General features: G+C 63.2%; 17 protein-coding genes. 8 read left to right on the top strand and 9 right to left on the bottom strand.

What is annotated here, in order from left to right; translation table 11 throughout:
- Nucleotides 1-21: 21 nt before the first annotated feature.
- Nucleotides 22-927, bottom strand: a complete 906-nt coding sequence (nac, locus tag RL_RS29555; RefSeq protein WP_011654453.1) for a nitrogen assimilation transcriptional regulator NAC — start codon at nt 925-927, stop codon at nt 22-24.
- Nucleotides 928-1,173: 246 nt separating this feature from the next.
- Between nac and RL_RS29550 the strand changes: the two genes are divergently transcribed.
- The 7 genes from RL_RS29550 to RL_RS29520 all read left to right on the top strand — a co-directional run bounded on the left by RL_RS29550 (nt 1,174) and on the right by RL_RS29520 (nt 7,155).
- On the top strand, nt 1,174-1,953 hold the full coding sequence (locus tag RL_RS29550) for an SDR family oxidoreductase (RefSeq protein ID WP_011654452.1): 780 nt from the start codon (nt 1,174-1,176) through the stop codon (nt 1,951-1,953).
- Nucleotides 1,950-2,657 carry an amino acid ABC transporter permease gene (locus tag RL_RS29545; RefSeq protein ID WP_011654451.1) on the top strand — a complete coding sequence of 236 codons (708 nt, stop codon included), beginning with the start codon at nt 1,950-1,952 and terminating at the stop codon, nt 2,655-2,657. The genes RL_RS29550 and RL_RS29545 overlap by 4 nt, the downstream gene beginning before the upstream one ends.
- Nucleotides 2,654-3,412, top strand: a complete 759-nt coding sequence (locus tag RL_RS29540) for an amino acid ABC transporter permease (RefSeq protein WP_011654450.1) — start codon at nt 2,654-2,656, stop codon at nt 3,410-3,412. Before RL_RS29545 ends, RL_RS29540 begins: the two co-directional genes overlap by 4 nt.
- Nucleotides 3,409-4,173 carry an amino acid ABC transporter ATP-binding protein gene (locus RL_RS29535; protein WP_003538413.1) on the top strand — a complete coding sequence of 255 codons (765 nt, stop codon included), beginning with the start codon at nt 3,409-3,411 and terminating at the stop codon, nt 4,171-4,173. Before RL_RS29540 ends, RL_RS29535 begins: the two co-directional genes overlap by 4 nt.
- A 31-nt stretch (nt 4,174-4,204) precedes the next feature.
- The gene (locus tag RL_RS29530) at nt 4,205-5,041 is read left to right on the top strand and encodes an ABC transporter substrate-binding protein (protein ID WP_011654449.1); all 837 of its coding nucleotides are present in this window, start codon (nt 4,205-4,207) and stop codon (nt 5,039-5,041) included.
- Between the two features lie 84 nt (nt 5,042-5,125).
- Nucleotides 5,126-5,800: a 4-carboxy-4-hydroxy-2-oxoadipate aldolase/oxaloacetate decarboxylase gene (locus RL_RS29525; protein ID WP_011654448.1), complete on the top strand. Its 675-nt coding sequence runs from the start codon at nt 5,126-5,128 to the stop codon at nt 5,798-5,800.
- Between the two features lie 170 nt (nt 5,801-5,970).
- Nucleotides 5,971-7,155: a hypothetical protein gene (locus tag RL_RS29520; protein ID WP_011654447.1), complete on the top strand. Its 1,185-nt coding sequence runs from the start codon at nt 5,971-5,973 to the stop codon at nt 7,153-7,155.
- A gap of 14 nt (nt 7,156-7,169) precedes the next feature.
- Here the strand turns inward: RL_RS29520 and RL_RS29515 are convergent, their stop codons facing one another.
- From RL_RS29515 to RL_RS29480, 8 genes are read right to left on the bottom strand one after another with little or no spacing between them, the layout of a single operon-like run.
- Nucleotides 7,170-8,183: a succinylglutamate desuccinylase/aspartoacylase family protein gene (locus tag RL_RS29515; protein ID WP_011654446.1), complete on the bottom strand. Its 1,014-nt coding sequence runs from the start codon at nt 8,181-8,183 to the stop codon at nt 7,170-7,172.
- Between the two features lie 31 nt (nt 8,184-8,214).
- Nucleotides 8,215-8,559, bottom strand: coding sequence for a RidA family protein (locus RL_RS29510; RefSeq protein WP_011654445.1), 345 nt, complete (start codon nt 8,557-8,559; stop codon nt 8,215-8,217).
- 34 nt (nt 8,560-8,593) lie between these two features.
- Entirely contained in the window at nt 8,594-9,904 is a 1,311-nt protein-coding gene (locus RL_RS29505; protein ID WP_011654444.1) for an alanine racemase, read from the bottom strand.
- On the bottom strand, nt 9,897-10,853 hold the full coding sequence (locus RL_RS29500; RefSeq protein ID WP_011654443.1) for an amidohydrolase family protein: 957 nt from the start codon (nt 10,851-10,853) through the stop codon (nt 9,897-9,899). Before RL_RS29500 ends, RL_RS29505 begins: the two co-directional genes overlap by 8 nt.
- Entirely contained in the window at nt 10,850-11,791 is a 942-nt protein-coding gene (locus RL_RS29495) for an ABC transporter permease (RefSeq protein WP_011654442.1), read from the bottom strand. Before RL_RS29495 ends, RL_RS29500 begins: the two co-directional genes overlap by 4 nt.
- Nucleotides 11,788-12,750: an ABC transporter permease gene (locus tag RL_RS29490; RefSeq protein WP_011654441.1), complete on the bottom strand. Its 963-nt coding sequence runs from the start codon at nt 12,748-12,750 to the stop codon at nt 11,788-11,790. The genes RL_RS29495 and RL_RS29490 overlap by 4 nt, the downstream gene beginning before the upstream one ends.
- Nucleotides 12,747-14,261 (bottom strand): sugar ABC transporter ATP-binding protein, encoded by a 1,515-nt coding sequence (locus RL_RS29485; protein ID WP_011654440.1) that lies wholly within the window; start codon nt 14,259-14,261, stop codon nt 12,747-12,749. The genes RL_RS29490 and RL_RS29485 overlap by 4 nt, the downstream gene beginning before the upstream one ends.
- A gap of 34 nt (nt 14,262-14,295) precedes the next feature.
- A complete protein-coding gene (locus RL_RS29480; RefSeq protein ID WP_011654439.1) occupies nt 14,296-15,369 on the bottom strand; it encodes an ABC transporter substrate-binding protein in 1,074 nt (357 codons plus the stop codon).
- A 218-nt stretch (nt 15,370-15,587) separates the two neighbouring features.
- Here RL_RS29480 and RL_RS29475 point away from each other — a divergent pair, with 218 nt between their 5' ends.
- Nucleotides 15,588-16,373 (top strand): IclR family transcriptional regulator, encoded by a 786-nt coding sequence (locus tag RL_RS29475; RefSeq protein ID WP_011654438.1) that lies wholly within the window; start codon nt 15,588-15,590, stop codon nt 16,371-16,373.
- Nucleotides 16,374-16,395 lie beyond the last annotated feature (22 nt).

Below are 16,395 nucleotides of genomic sequence, written 5' to 3'. Positions count from 1 at the left end.
CACACTTTTCGGCATCATGCTCTAGTTTTTCAAGCGCGCCGTCAACTCGAGAAGGATGTCTCGGACGGCAAGGGCCGGTTCCGATAGGGGGTTCTGGTCAGACACACACAGCGACAAGGTTTCTTCGATCCGCGGCGAGACCAGTCGGCAGATCAGCGGCTCGCTCGATTCCGATACGATGCGATCGGCGATGGCTTTCGGCATGATCGTCGCGCCGAGACCGCTGCCCACCGCACGGGCGAGCGTGCGGACGATTTCGACTTCCGCCACGACCTTCAAATTGGTGCGGGTGCGCGTGAAGGCGGTATCGACCGCGCGGCGAACGAAATTATAGGCCGGCGGCAACAGCAGCGGTATTCCGTCGAGAGTATTGACCGGCACGGGTTTCGCATCCGCTTCGATCGCAAAGTCCCGATGCGCGACAAGGAAAAACTCTTCGCTCAGGATCGGCTCGAACCGGACACCCTTGATCGGTCCGGTTCCATGGAGAAGCGCCATCTCCAGCCGGCCGTTCATGATCATCTGGCTATAGGTCTGGCCGACGCTTTCGGTCAGGTGCAGCAGAATACCGGGATGTCGTTTGCGGGTCTCCGCCAGGAGGTCGACCGACAGTGTGGCGGCACTGCTGAAGGGCACGAGACCGACAGACACCCGCCCGGCAAGCGAGTTTCCGGCTGCCGATGCATCCGCTTGCGCCTGCTCCATCTGCCGAAGGATAATCTGCGCATGGCGGTACACCGCATGTCCCGCATCGGTCATGCTGACGCCCTGCTGGCTGCGGATCAGCAGCTTCTGGCCGAAATGCTCCTCCAGTGCCGCAAGTTGCTGGCTGAGCGCCGGCTGGGCGATGTGCAAAAGGTCCGCCGCTCGCGTGATGCTGCCGCTGTCGACGATCACGATGAAAGATTTGAGGCGTCTGATGTCCATGAGGATCGGGGTACCGTTCTGATCTGCGCGGCTTACATTTGCAGACACGCATTGCTTTTGCAACGCGACGCCGTCGCTGCTTTCCTCAGGCACCCACGCCGCAAGCTGATGCCCGGCATCAGCTCTTTGTCTTCTTCAGCAGGCTGCGCCGGCTCCATAACCGTTGCTTATTGCTCCAGAGATAATCGGTCTTAGGCAAGGGGTTTAAGCTTCGCTACTGTCTCGATCAACAACAAGGGAACGACAATGCCATTCTCCGACTACAAGACCGCACTGGTGACCGGCGCATCTTCCGGTATCGGCGCAGCCGTGGTGGAGCGGTTCCGCCGGGAGAACATCGAGGTCCATGCGGTTGCCCGCAGTGCCGAAGCGTTGCAGCAGCTGGCTGCGCAGACGGGCTGCATCGCCCACGTCATCGACGTAACCGACCGTCAGGCCATGGCCGAACTCACCCGTCGAGTGGAGTTCGATATTCTCGTCAACAATGCCGGCGTCGACCGGCCGAAGAAATTCCTGGAAGCCGACGGGGGCGATATCGATCTCATCGTCGACGTCAATCTCCGGGCGGTCCTGCATATCTGCCGCCTGGTCGTGCCCGGCATGGTGGCGCGCGACCGCGGGCACGTCATCAACATCTCGTCGATTGCCGGCGCCTACAATTTCGGCGGCAACTCATCCTATCACGCCACCAAGGCAGGGGTGAGCATGCTGTCCAATCAGCTGCGCATCGACGCTTTCGGCAAGCGGGTGCGGGTCACGGAAATCTGCCCCGGCCGGGTCGCCACTGACATTTTCAATCACGTCCACGGCGATGACCCCAGCATCCGCGAACGGTTCATCGACGGCTTCGAACTGCCGCAGGCGGCCGATATCGCCGACGCGATTGCCTTCGCCATAGCAGCCCCCGTCGCCGTCAACATCGGGCACATGGAGATCACACCGACGCTGCAGGTCATGGGCGGCCTGCAGACGGCAAAGCCCCAGCCTGCGGCGAAGACGGATCAATCCGGGGAGCCAAACCCGTGAGCGGTTTCGACCTTTCGGCAATTCTCGGAAATCCGGAATATACCGCCATGCTGCTGCATGGCATCGAGATGACCTTCATCATCTATGCCGGCTCTTGGTCTATGGCGATGGCGCTGGCACTTCTGCTGCTGGCTTTGCGTTTGTCGCCCTTTCGCTTCGGCGATCCGTTAGTCGCTGCTTACGTCTCCTACCACCGGAACGTCCCCACCCTGGTTCAGCTGATGCTGTGGTATTTCGGGATTTTCACCCTGATGCCGAGCGGAGTAGCCGAATGGCTGGCCGTCCATAATGCCGAGGCCATCTTCGCCGTGATCGGGCTCGGTCTCTGCCAGGCGGCCTATTTCAGCGAAGATCTTCGTTCGGGCGTGCGCTCGGTCAGTCCCGGCCAAATGCAGGCAGCCCGTGCGCTTGGCCACGGCTATGTCTCGGCGATGCGTTTCGTCATCATGCCGCAGGGCGTGCGCAACGCGCTGCCGCCGCTCATCAATCACAGCGTTTCCCTGTTCAAGAACAGCAGTCTCGCCGTCGTCATCGGAGCCTCGGAACTGACGCATGCCGTCAAGGAAATCGAGAACCTCAGCTTCCGGACCTTCGAGGTCTACCTGATCGGCACGGTTCTCTACCTTTTCTTCTCGCTCGTGATCATGAGCATCGGCGCCTATCTGTCGATGCGCACGGATCCTGCCAGGAGTGCGCGGGCATGATCCACGACATGATCGCCATCGTCCAAGACTACTGGCTGCTGCTGCTGATCGGCCAATATCCGAACGGGCCGCTGGGCGGGCTCGCCAACACGCTGATCCTTTCGGCGCTCAGCATCGCTCTCGCCTTTCCGGTCAGTATCCTCTTCGCACTGGCGCGGCTCTCAAGGTCGCCGCTGCTGCGCTGGCCGGTCACGGCACTCGTCTATTTCACCAGGGGCGTGCCGCTCTTGATGCTCATCCTGTGGAGCTATTTCCTCGTTCCGCTGCTGACCGGCGCCGATGTGCCGAGCTTCGTCACGATGCTGACGACACTCGTGGTCTATCAGAGCGCGTTCCTGAGCGAAGTCGTGCGTGCCGGCATCGTCGCGCTCGGACCGGGCCAGATGGACGCGGGGCGTGCGCTTGGCCACAGCTATATCGGTGCGATGCGCTTCATCATCCTGCCGCAGGCGCTCTACAACATGATCCCAAGCATCATCTCCACCTTCGTCTCGACGATCAAGGACACAACGCTCGGCTACGTGATCAACGTGCCGGACCTGACCTTTGCCGCAAGCCAGGTCAACAACCAGCTCCTGACCCAGCCTTTCCAGGTCTTCCTCATTCTGGCGATCGTCTACTTCGCCATCTGCTGGACGCTCACCTACTTCGCAAATCGCCTCGAGCGGAGCATCACGCGGCGGCGTGCGGGACTTTCCAATCTTCCTGCCGCCGCCTTGGTCACGCCATCGAAAATCATATCGGAGCAGCTATGACCATGTCAGTTTCAGCACAGGAATTGCAGACGATCCGGCTTTCGCAGGTCTGCAAGAGCTACGGCGACTATCCGGTCCTGAAGGACATCGATGCGCAGGTGACACGCGGCGAAGTCGTGGTCATCTGCGGGCCGTCCGGGTCGGGAAAATCGACGCTGATCCGCACGATCAATCGCCTCGAGGAGATCAACAGCGGGTCGATCACGCTCGACGGGCAAAACATCCACGCCGCGATGCGGGCGAAGGAACTCAATGCGCTACGCAGCCGGATCGGCTTCGTATTTCAGAACTTCAACCTGTTTCCGCATCTTTCGGTGGTCGAAAACGTCTCGATGTCGCCGATCCGGGTGAAAGGCGTGGCGCCGGATGTTGCAGAGGACAAGGCCCTCAAGCTTCTCGATCGGGTCGGCCTTGCCGACAAGGCGCGGGCCTATCCCGGTCAACTCTCGGGCGGCCAGCAGCAGCGGGTGGCAATCGCCCGCGCCCTTGCCATGGAACCGCCGGTGATGCTGTTCGACGAGCCGACCAGCGCGCTCGATCCTGAAATGGTCGGCGAAGTGCTGGCCGTCATGAAGAGCCTGGCGTCCGAAGGCATGACCATGCTCTGCGTCACCCATGAAATGGGTTTCGCGCGCGACGTCGCGGATCGGGTCTGGTTCATCGATGCCGGCCAGATCCTCGAAATGGCGACCCCCGAGGAATTCTTCAACAATCCACGCCATCCCCGGGCTCAGCGTTTCCTGGCTGATCTCAGGCATTGATACCAACCACCAAAAACAAAGGAGAACAGCAATGAACTGGAAATGCCTAACTCTCACCGCCGCATTTGCCGGCATGGCGGCCGCCTTGCCCGCACAAGCCGATCAGCTCGACAACATCATGTCGGCGAAAACCCTGCGCTGCGCGACTTTCGCCGACGTTCCTCCCTTCGCTTCACCCGATCTGAAGACCCGCGAAATGGCCGGTTTCGACGTCGATCTCTGCGGCGCCATCGCCAAGGAACTGGGCGTCAAGGCTGAGATCAAGCCGGTTTCGGTCGAGGCGCGCGTGCCCGAGGTCAAGCTCGGCCGCGTCGACATCACCGTTGCCAACCTCGCCTATACTCTGAGCCGCGCCGAGCAGATCCAGTTCAGCGATCCCTACTATCTCGCCAAGGAAATGCTGATCGTGCCGGCCGACGATGCCGGCAAGAAGAAGGCCGACTACGCGGGCCAGCGCATCGCTTCGACCAAGGGTTCGACCTCCGAGATGTCGATCAAGCTCAACAAGTCCGACCCGCTGACCTTCCAGGATACTGCCTCGGCCTATCTCGCCGTCCAGCAGGGCAAGGCGCGCGGCATGGTGGCCAACACCATGACGACGACCAAGTTCGTCAATGAATCGAAGAGCAAGGGCAAGGCAATGCGGATGATCGAGGAGCCGATGCTGTACCAGCCGATCGGCATCGGCATGGCCAAGGATCAGCCGGCGCTGACCGCCAAGATCAACGAGATCCTTCGCAAGCTCGACACATCGGGCGAGATCAACAAGATCTGGGACAAGTGGCTCGGCCCGGATACCGAATACAAGATGACGCGCACCGACAAGGTCGTATCGCTCTCGGAGCTGAAGTTCGACCCGATCCCTTAAGACCTCGGCGTCGTCCGATGACGATATCCAAACGAAATCAGACGGCGGGACATGCCCGCCGTCCGCCAAAAATGGGAGGCATCCATGATCCATATTAAAGATATTGCCGAACGGCCAAGCAAAGCCGATATCGACGCCGTTTCCAAATTTTCGCCCGCGACGATCCACGAGGCTCAAGGGCGCCGCGGAGCCCTTTCCTCCCGCCTCAAGCCCGTCGACTACCGCATGAAACTGTGCGGCCCGGCCTTTACGGTGAAGTGCGCGCCGCGTGACAACATCATGCTGCAGCTTGCCATCAACTACGCAAAGCCGGGCGATATCATCGTCGTATCGGCCGGCGAATACGAGGAGGCCGGATCCTTCGGCGACGTTCTCGCCAATGCCTGCCTGGCAAAGGGCATCGGCGGTCTCGTGACCGACACCGGCGTGCGCGACACGCTGCAACTGAGGGAGCTTGGCTTCCCCGTCTTCTCGCTCAGCGTCTGCATCAAGGGGACGGTGAAGGAAACCATTGCGGCGGTGAACGACACGATCATCGTCGGCGGCGAAATCATCCATCCCGGCGACATCATCGCCGGTGATGCCGACGGCCTGGTGGTCGTGCGTCGCCAGGAAGCGCAGGAAGTCGCCAGGCTGTCACAGACCCGCGAAGATGCCGAGGCCGGCTATATCGCGGCATATAAGCAGGGCAAATCGGTCATCGAGGTCAGCAATCTCGAACCGGTGCTGAAAGCCAAGGGCCTCGTCGTCGACATCTGACGCGACACTGCAATAGCTATCAGCCCTGCCACTTTATAGTGCGGCTGGCCTTTCCGGCCAGCCGCCTTATGCAAGAACGCTACCAGGCAGGCGCCACGCCTCCAAGATCACTCTGGACACTATTATGGACACGTGTTCTATAAAGTGGACAGATTTCGCGGGAGCACGCCATGCATCTTTCCATGTGGACCTACCCCTGGGATATTCAGGACCAGGGGCTTGCAGCACTCGCCGCCGACCTTCGCGGCCGCGCGGGCCTGAACACGGTCAGCCTGGCGACCTCCTATCATGCCGGCCGGTTCCTGCAGCCGCGGAGCCCGCAGCAGAAGGCCTATTTCCCCGAGGATGGGACGGTCTACTTCCGGGCGGATGAAAGCCTGTGGCAGGACAAGCTGATCCGGCCGCTGATGGCTGGGAATGTCACCGAGCGCGGCGACATGCTGGAAGCGCTCACCAAGGGGCGCGAGGCGACGGGTCTCAAGGTCTCCTGCTGGACGGTCTGCCTGCACAATAGCCGCCTCGGCATGCTGCATCCCGATCACGTGACGCGGAACGCCTTCGGCAATCCCAACTATTACAATCTTTGCCCCTCCAGCCCGGCGGCGCGGGACTATGCCGTTACCCTTGTCCGCGACATCACGACCAACTACCGGCCCGATATGGTGGAACTCGAGAGCCCGAACTTCATGGGATTCGCGCATGAATACCATCACGAGAAGGACGGCGTCGGCCTGAATGCCGAAGACGATTTTCTGCTGTCGCTCTGCTTCTGCGACCATTGCACGGCGCGTGCCGAAAAGGACGGCGTGCCGGTCGAAGGCGCACGCCGGTCGGTCGCGCGCTTCATCGCCGAACTCTGCGAACGAGCTGTCCCGGAACGGCAGTTCCCCGACTTCCCGGCAGCCGGAATCGATGCCTTTCGCGACCATCCCGATCTGCATGCCTATCTCACCTGGCGCAGCGAACCGGTGACCAGCCTGATCGGTGAGATCAAGGCAGCCGCCGATCCGGCGACACGCATCGTGCTCATCGACCTGAAGGACGGCTGGCTCGGTGGCGTCGATCTCGCCGCCGTCGGCAAGCTCTGCGACGGGGCGATCCTCTGCTGTTACGACATGGAGCCGGACGCCGTCGGCGATGTCATCCGGACCGGCCGGGCGGCAATCGGACCGGGCAAGTTTCTGGGCGTGGGCCTGCGCGTCTTCTATCCCGAGGTCAGCGGGCCGGCGGTGCTGGCCGCACGCGCCAAGGCCGCCGTCGATGCCGGCGCCGACGGCGTGAATTTCTACAATTACGGCCTCATACCGGCAAAGCGTCTCGATTGGGTCCAAGCAGCGGTCGGCGCAATCACTTAAGCAGATCAGCGCCCTCAGGATGCGATGGGTTCGGCGACCTGGATCAGGCAGTCGCCGGCCTGGCTGTCGCAATGCAGCCTGTGGGAAATGACAATGCCGCTCTCGGCAAAGCGCAGCTCTTCCTCCGGTTGCTCCAGGCGTTCGAGATCATGATACCATCCGGCAAGTTCGCCGGCGGCAACGGTGGCGCCGAGGGCGACGGCGGGCTCGAACCAGCCTCTGCGGTTCGCATAGATGCCCTGGCTATGCCTAGATAGTGAAAGCAGCTGCAACGGTCCCGGCTCGGCGAGCGGCACGCGCGACAGGACCGGATGCTTCACGATGCCGAGTGTGACGAGCAGCCGGTCGATCGCGGCCGCGGTGAAACCCATTGTCTCAGGCGTCACGGTACCGCCGCCGCCGAACTCACCGGAAAGACCGATGGTTCCGGCCCTTGCCGCAGCCCCCATCGATGTCGGCGCCGTCGGCCCGTTATCGGCGATGAAGGCATGCGCCGCCCCCATGGCGCGCATCAGTGAAGCCGACCGTTCGAAACGGCCGGCATCGGCCTGCCGCTCGATCAGCGTGCAGGGAAGATGCGCCATGGAGGTGCCGCCCGAATGCAGGTCGAGCACGACGTCGTGGCGCGGAAAGAGTTCGTGTTCGAGGAAATGCGCCATCCGCGCCGTCGGCGAGCCGCTGGGATCGCCGGGAAACGCCCGATTGAGGTTGCCGCCGTCGAAGGGCGAGCAGCGCTTGGCGGCCATCACCGCCGGCAGGTTCACCATCGGCAGGATGGTGACGGCACCGCGGATTTCTGCGACATCAAGCAGCCGCATCAGCCGGCCGAGCTGCAGTTCGCCCTCATACTCGTCGCCATGGTTGCCGGCCATCAGCAGCAAAGACGGCCCCTCGCCATTTCTGAGGCGAAGGATCGGAATACGGATCTGATAATAGGGAGACCGGTCGATCGAATAGGGAATGGCGAGATGGCCGGCCTGCCGGCCCTCGCGCAAAAAGTCGATCGGATTGACGAGACCGCTATGCATGATGCCTCCAGTGCGGACGGTTGCGATGTCGTCAAAGGGCGGCGATCGCGGTCATTTCGACGCGCAGATCGGGATCGGCCAGACGTGCTTCGGTGCAGGCGCGGGCCGGCGGGTTTTCGACGTCGATCCAGTCATCATAGACGCTGTTCATCGCATCGAAATCAATGATCGCCGGCAAGAAGACGTTGACGGCGATGAGGCGCGAGCGGTCGATACCGGCTTCTTTCAAAAGGGCGTCGATCTTGCCGAGCACGTCGCGGGTCTGATCCTTGATATCAGCCTTGCGATTTTCCGCGACCTGGCCGGCAATATAAACGAGACCGCCGTAGCTGACGGCTTGGCTCATACGCGAACCTTTCTGATAACGCTGGATCATTGCGGGTTTTCCTTTTCTTACTTTTGGAGAGAGTTCAGCCGAAGCTGGTCAGATAGGCTGTCGTCACCGAATGGTCCGGGTCGAGGCCGTAGAGGATGGCATGCCGGTCAAGGCAGGTGCAGGGATGCGAGATGCCGTACTCGATAACGTCGCCGACCGCGACGTCGCTGCCGTCGGCAAGGGCCACGAAGGCGTGCTGATCGTTGAGGCGAAACACGTCGGCGTTTCCGAGATCGGCGAGATACGCACCATTGCGATAGAGCGCCAGCGGCCGTGGCAGGCCCTGATCCATCGCCACGTCGCGCATGCCCATGCCGCAGATCGCCAGCCGCGGCTCCGGCCGCGACAGGACCTCGGCCCAGACCCGCAACGCCGGACGGAAAGTTGCAGCCGCCGAGATCGTCTCCCCGCCGATGCGGAAGCCGCCGCGTGCATCGAGGCCGGCAAGGCCGCGTTCGTAAATGCCGTGATCGTGGAAGAAGATCGCACCGCTGCGCAGCACCAGCCGGCAGGCGGGATCGGCCGCAACGGCGGCTGAAAGCCTGGCAATCACCACGTCGAAAAACACCGAACCGCCGGCTGTGACGAGGAGCGGCCGCTCCTTGCCTACGCGGGCGCGCAGCTTCGGCAGGAAATCGGATGTCATCGCCATCAGCGCGTCGATGCGAAGCATCGTCTCTTGCGCATCGGCGGTCGCCGCCGCACCCTCATAGGCGGCGATGCCGGTCAGCCGGAAGGCCGGTGTCTCCGCGGCAAGGATCGCCTCGAGAATTGCCTCGGCAGCGTCGACGCTGCGGGCACCGGCGCGGCCGGCGCCGAACTCCACCAGCAGGCCGAGGGGCGGCAGATCGGCGCGCTGCTGCCAGGCGGAACGGAGAGCATCGACGAGCGCGGTCGAATCCACGAAGATGTGGAGTTCCGCATCGGGATAGTGGCCAAGCAGGGCCGCGAGCCGGCGGGCGGCGGCGGCCCCGCCGATCTCGTTGGCGAGGATCAGCCGGCGTTGTCCCGCCTTGAGCAGGACAGCGGCCTGGCGGATATCGGCGACTGTCGTGCCCCAGGCGCCTGCCGCCAGAAGTGCCTCCGCCAGCGCCGCCGACATCGCTGTCTTGGCATGCGGCGCGATGTCGGCGCCGTGGCTCTTCACATAGGCCATCATCAGTTCGACATTGCCGGAGAAAGCCTGCCGGTCGAGCGAGATCAGCGGCATGGCCATCCTGCCGTCATATGGCTTCCATCCCTGCTTGCCGATTGCATCAAGCGCAAGTGGCGGATTACCCGGCGGAAAGCCGCGCACCCGCTCGTCGATCAGCACATTTTCCGTCGCGGTATGAAGGTCAGACATGGCAGCCACTCCTAATCTCGGCCGGATCGGCGATGCCGAGCCGATAGGTGTCATTGGCTGTGGCAAAGAACAGGGCGCGCTGCTCGTCGAGAGACAACTGCGAGGCGACCGTGCGGAAAACCTGGTAGACCTCGTCGAAAGAGGCGTGCAGGCCCGCAACCGGAAAGTCGCTCGCGAACATGGCGCGCGACGGACCGAAACAATCGAGGCAATGCTCGATCACCGGCCGCAGGCTTTCGAGCGTCCATTCGTTGTCGTAGGCGACGAGGTCGGAGATCTTCAGGCGCAGATTCGGCTCGCTGCCGATCGCCCGCAGACCACTGCGCCAGAGCGCCATGCCGTCCTCCGTCCGGTCGGCCGGGCTGCCGCCGTGGTTGAGCACGAAAAGCGTTTGCGGAAAAGCGCGCACCAGTTCGAGCGCCTCGCTCATCTGCCAGGGATAGAGCATCAGATCGAAGACCAGCCCGAGCTGCGTGGCATGGGCAAGCCCCGCCCGCCAGGCGGGATCGCCCATGCGGTTCGGGCGCAGAGCAAAACTCTTCGCCGCGTCCGGATGCCAGCTCAAAATATCACGGATGCCGACGACGTTGGGATTTTCCGCTTCCGCCTCGAGCAGGCGCATGGCGTCCGACCCGTCGAGGGGCACACGCGCGATATAACGGCGTGCCACGCCGGAGCTGCAGTCGAGGCCATCCAGCCAGCGGCTCTCTTCCAGCGGGTAGGCAACGGACCAGCCGGCCTCCACATGCACGGTTGCAACCACGTTCTGGCGGGCGGCATCGGCGCGATAATCGTCGATGCCGTAGTCGCGCAGGATCGGTGCGAGGCTTCCGAAAACCATCTCTTCGCCGGAAGCCTGCGCCTTCTGCAGCCAGGGATGGCGTTGCAGGCTGAGGTCCCAGAGGTGGTGATGCGGGTCGATCACCGGCCCGTCGTAGAGCTCGGTCATCGGCGCGCCTCGCGGCCGGAAACGAGCAGAAGGGCAAGGATCAAGGTGCCGAACATGATCGACCGCCAGCCGGGGGAGGCATTGACGACGGTGATCAGCGCCGTCGTCGTGACGAGCAGGATTGCCCCCGGAATGGTCCCGGCATAGGTGCCGCGGCCGCCGAGGATGGAGGTGCCGCCGAGCACGACGGCGGCGATCGAGGTCAGCAGATAGGGGTCGCCGATGCCGACATACCCTTGCCGGTTCATGCCGAGCACGAGAATGCCGGCAAGCCCTGCGAAAAAGCCCGACAGAGTGTGGACGATCAGGGTGTTGCGCGTGACGCTGACGCCGGAAAGCCGGGCCGTCAGCGGGTTCGCCCCAAGCGCCAGGAAACGGGCGCCGATCGGCATGCGGTGAACGAGCAGCAGGACGACGATCGAGACGACGAGCCACAGAATGATGCCCGAGGGAATGCCGAGCGGCCGCGCCTGCCCGAGCAGGATGACCGCGGGATTGCTGACGGTGACCGCGCTGCCGCCGGCGACGATGACGAGCAGACCCTGGAGGAAGGTCGCCATGGCCAGCGTCATGATGATCGGCGGCACGCGAAGATAGGCAGCACCGGCGCCGTTCATCAGGCCGATGCCGGTGGCGATGGCAAGGGCCGCCGCGATGCCGGCGAGGCCGGTCGGGTCCCAGGCGGGCGAAATCAGCGGCAGCAGGATCGCCGTGACTGTTATGACCGCGCCGACGGAAAGATCGATGCCGCCCATCAGGATGACGAGCGTCTGGCCGGCCGCGGCAATGCCGATCACCGCGGCGAGTTCGAGCAGGTAGCGCAGGTGGCCATAGGCGCCGAAACCACGCAGCGTGAAACTTGCGACGATCCAGACGAACGCGACCAGAAGGAAGGTCAGCAGCGGCGGATTGCGGAACGCGGACCTGATGACGTTCATCGCCTTGCCCTCCAAGCCCCAAGAAGTTCCGGAACGGCGACCGCGCCGACGATGATCAACCCTTGAGCGACATATTGCGCGACCGGCGGGAAGCCCAGGAAGAACATGACGTTGATCATGACCGAGAGCAGCAGGCTGCCGCAGATCGCGCCGCGCATCGTGCCCTTGCCGCCGAGGAAACCCACGCCGCCGAGCACGGCGGCGGCGATGGAGTTCAGCGTGAAGGGCGTGCCGATAACAGGATCACCCGAGCCGGTCTGGGCGGCGACGAAGAGACCGGTCAGGGCTGCGAGAAGGCCGGACAGGGCGAAGGCTGCAACCTTCACCCGTTCGACCGGGACGCCGGAGCGGAATGCACCGACCGGATTGTCGCCGGCCGCGTAGATGCCGAGGCCGAGCGGCGTTGCAAGAAAGGCCTTCCAGAGCACCAGGATCACGGTGAGCAGCAGGAAGGCTACGGGCGTGTGGCCGGCAAGCGTCGTCGACAGCCAATCGGGGATGAACCCGCCCGGTCGCGGCAGCAGGATGAGTGCGACCCCGCCGATGATGAAGGAGCCGGCAAGCGTGACGATGATCGCAGGCAACCTCAGATACGTCACGATGGCGCCGATGACGGCGCCGATCGAAAGACCGGCAAGCGAGACCGCAAGAATGCCGCCTGGTACGCCGAGGGCTCCTTCCATCGTCGTCGCGGCGATCACCGCTCCAAGACTGACGAGCGGGCCGATCGCCAGGGTGATGCCGCCGTTCAGCATGAGCAGCGCCTGCGCCATGGTGACGAGCGCGAGCGGGAACCAGTTCTGCGTGAACTTCGAAAAACCGCCGATCGAAAGGATGCCGGGAAAGAGCAGCGCATAGAGGACGAGAAAGGCGGCGACAACCAGATAAAGGCCGGCAAGGCCGCGGTTGCGGCGGAGCTGGATCGAGCCGTAGAGGCGGGATGACGAACTTGTGCTCATGCCGCTTCTCCCTGTGTCGTGGTGGTAATGCCCATGGCCGCACCGACGATCGCTCCTTCACTGATTTCATCTTGCGACAGCGACGCGGCGACGCGCCCCTCGCGCAGAACCACGACGCGGTCACAGAGATGCACGAGCTCCGGCGTATCGGAACTGGCCAGAATGACGAGCCGCCCCTCGGCGGCGAAAGCGCGGAGCATGAGGTAGATTTCCCGCTTGGTCTCGATGTCGACGCCGCGCGTCGGATCGTTGAGGAGCAGAACGGAGGGATCGAGCGGCAGCCACTTGGCGAGCGCCACCTTCTGCTGGTTGCCGCCGGAAAGCGCCTGCACCGGGCGGGCCGTATCGCCCTTGATCGTCAGCCGGCGCGCGAGATCGGCGACCAGGCCGTTTTCCGCCGGCCGGTCGCGTAAGCCCTTGCGGGCGAGCCGTCCGAGCGAGGGCAGGATGAGATTGGAGGCGATGGAGTGGGGCAGCACCAGCCCCTCATGCTTGCGGTCGGCCGGGACATAGACGATGCCGGCGGCATTCGCCTCGCCGACATCGGCGGGCAGGGCGGGCTTGCCGGATACCTCCGCCCGGGCAGCCGCGGCCGGAATCGCGCCGTAAAGGCCAAGCAGCAGGTCTTCCTGCCCTTGACCCACCAGCCCGCCGATACCGACAATCTCGCCGGCGCGGGCGGAGAAGCCAATGTCACGCACCATGCCGGCGGAAAAACCTTCGACGCTGATGCGCAGCGCGCCGGGTGCCGTGACGGAGCGCGGCGGGAACAGGTCGCCGGTCTCGCGGCCGACCATCAGGCGCACCAGGCCCTCGCCGTCGATGCCGGACAGCGACTGGTCGGCGGTGACCAAGCCGTCCTTCAGCACCGTGACATGCGAGCAGAGCGCCTGCACCTCGTTGAGGCGGTGGGAAATATAGAGAAGTGCGGTGCCGCGGTCCCTCAGCGTCTCGATCAGGCGGGCAAGGATGCCGGCTTCGTGTGCGGAAAGCGATGAGGTCGGTTCGTCCAGGATCAGCACGCGTGGCTTGCGGAACAGTGCCTTGGCGATCTCCACCATCTGGCGGCGGCCAAGCGCCAGGTCGGCGACCGGCATGTCGAGCGGCTCGGTGAGCCCCACCATATCGCAGACATCTGACACGCCGCGATGAAGCGCTTTGTAATCGATCAGACCGAACCGGCGCGGAAAGGCGCCGAGCCCGATGTTTTCGGCAATCGAGAGACTGGCCGTGAGGCTCAGCTCCTGCTGAACGACTGCAATACCGGCCGCGCGCGCAGCCGCCGGGCTGAAGCGTTCGACCGGCTTGCCGTCGACGAGGATGGAACCGCCGTCCGGCTGGAGAGCACCGGACAGGAGGTTGATCAGCGTGGACTTGCCGGCGCCGTTTTCGCCGAGCAGGGCGTGAACCCTGCCCGGCAGAAGGGCGATGTCGACGCCCTTCAAAACGGGATTGCCGAAAAATCCCCTGAACACCTGCCGGGCTTCCAGCAGGGGTCGTTCTTCCGTCATGACGGCTTTCCTCAACCCGAGTTACTTGGGCGGATTACTTGGTGGCAAGCAGCTTGTCGAAGAGCGCCTTGTCGTAGTCCGAGTAGATATAGCCGTCAGCCGGGAACTTGTCGGCCCGGGCGAGGTAGCTGCCGATCGTGCTGTCGTCGATGACAGGCAGCGGCACCTTGACGAAGGCCGGAACGTCCTTGCCTTCCAGCGCCTGCACGGCGGTGTAAACGGAAAGTGCACCGAGCCAGTTGGGCTGCATGGTCGCCCAGCCCTTCAGTCCCTTCTCCTTCCAGAGTTCCAGGAACTGCCTGGCGTTTTCACCTGTAGTCGGCACCTGATCGCGGCCCTGACGCTCGAAGGCGAGGACGGAGCCGGCCGATAGCGCGCCGCCGAGCGACAGCACGCCGTCGATTTCGGGATTGGCGAAGAGCAGGCTGGTCATCGCTTCCTGTGCCGGGGCGACGTTATATTCCGTGTTCGTTTCGGTGATCACCTGGAGACCGGGATTGGCGTCGAGGACCGGCTGGGCGCCCTTGCGGCGGTCGTCGCTCACCGAAATGCCGGCCGGGCCGTTCATGATGATGATCTTGCCCTTGCCGCCGAGCTGGCTGACCATCCACTTGGCAGCGGTCGCGCCCCATTCGTTGGAATCGGTGTTGATCTTCGCCGTCACCTTGTCGGTGTTAACAAGGCTGTCGAAATTCACGACGGCGATGCCCTTGTCGCAGGCATCTGATATGACGCGGTCGAGCGCGTTGGAGGAACCGGCGATCACGACGATGGCGTCGACATTGGCGTCGATCATCGACTGGATATGCTGGATCTGCGTCTGGGCATTGCCCTGCGCGTCCGTGATCATCAGATCTCTCACCAGGCCCGCCTTCTTCAGCTCCTCCACTTCAGCCGTGATGGTGCCTTCGGTCTGCTTCATCCAGGTCGGCACCGAGTAGATGTTTGCCCAGCCGATCGTATAGGGCGCCTTCCTGTCACCCTTGATGCAGTTGGCGGCGGCCGAGGCCGTGCCGGCCGAAAAGACGAGGAGTGCCGCAGCGGCGGCAGCGCCCGCGAGAAGGCGGCGGCGCAGCGAAGCGGAAATGCCGTTTTCAAGATTCTTCATGTCGATCCCCTTTTTGTGTGCGGCAGCGTTGACGGCTTGCCATTTGTGTCCAATATATCGTACATGTGATCTATATACCGGACGAAGCGATCTTATGCCGATTTTTTTACCTCGCAAGAGGGGTGCAGAAATTTCATTCGCTAGGAATGGCGGGATCGATTGACAGATGTGGCAGACGGCTTGAAAAGCTTGGCCGGACAAAAAGGGGATCGACAGCAATGGATGCAGTTCAGGACGAAGCAGCCGGCAAGCGCGCCCGAGGGCTCGACCGCGCCTTCGAGATCCTCGATTTCCTGCGCCAGAAACGCCAGGCCCTGAAGCCGAACGAAATCGCCGCGCAGATCGGCGCACCGCGCTCATCGGTTTATGAGCTCGTAAACCTGCTGCTGCAGAATGGCATTCTGGAATTCACGGGCGGCGAGGGGCGTGTCTATCTCGGCCGCAAACTGTATTTCCTCGGCGCAGCCTATGAGAACCATTTCGACTTCACCCGCGAATGCGAGGCGGCGCTGGAACAGCTTGCCGACGAGACGCGGGAAACGGCGCAGTTCTGCATGCTGGATGGAAACAGATACACCGTCGTCCGCATGCGCGAAGGCGCGCGCCCCTTCCGCATTTCGACGGATGTCGGGCAGTCGGTGCCGATCCCGTGGACGGCGTCGGGCCGTCTACTCGTCGCACACCTGTCGGATCAAGAAATCCTGAACTTCATTCCGCCGCAGGATTTTCGCCTGCCGAACGGCGAATGGCTCGAGCCGCAAACCTTCATCGCCGAGGTGCGCCAGGCCGAGCGTGAAGGTCTCTTCACCTTCAACAGCATCGTCGACAGCTTCACCCATTGTTTTGCCGTACCGGTGCGGGGCGAGGAAGGCCATGCAGCCGCAACGCTCTGCCTCGTCACGCCGCGCGACGATGGCATCGCCAACCGGGACCGCTACCTCGACTGCCTGAAGAAGGCCGCCGCCGGCCTCGACCATGCCCCGAGCCGGCCAAAACGAACCTGATGCCCTGCATCTCTCAGAAATC

The organism is Rhizobium johnstonii 3841 (genome assembly GCF_000009265.1).
Classification (GTDB): Bacteria; Pseudomonadota; Alphaproteobacteria; order Rhizobiales; family Rhizobiaceae; genus Rhizobium; species Rhizobium acaciae.
The sequence above is the reverse complement of the archived record's forward strand: the minus strand, read 5'-3'. Positions and strand labels throughout refer to the sequence as shown.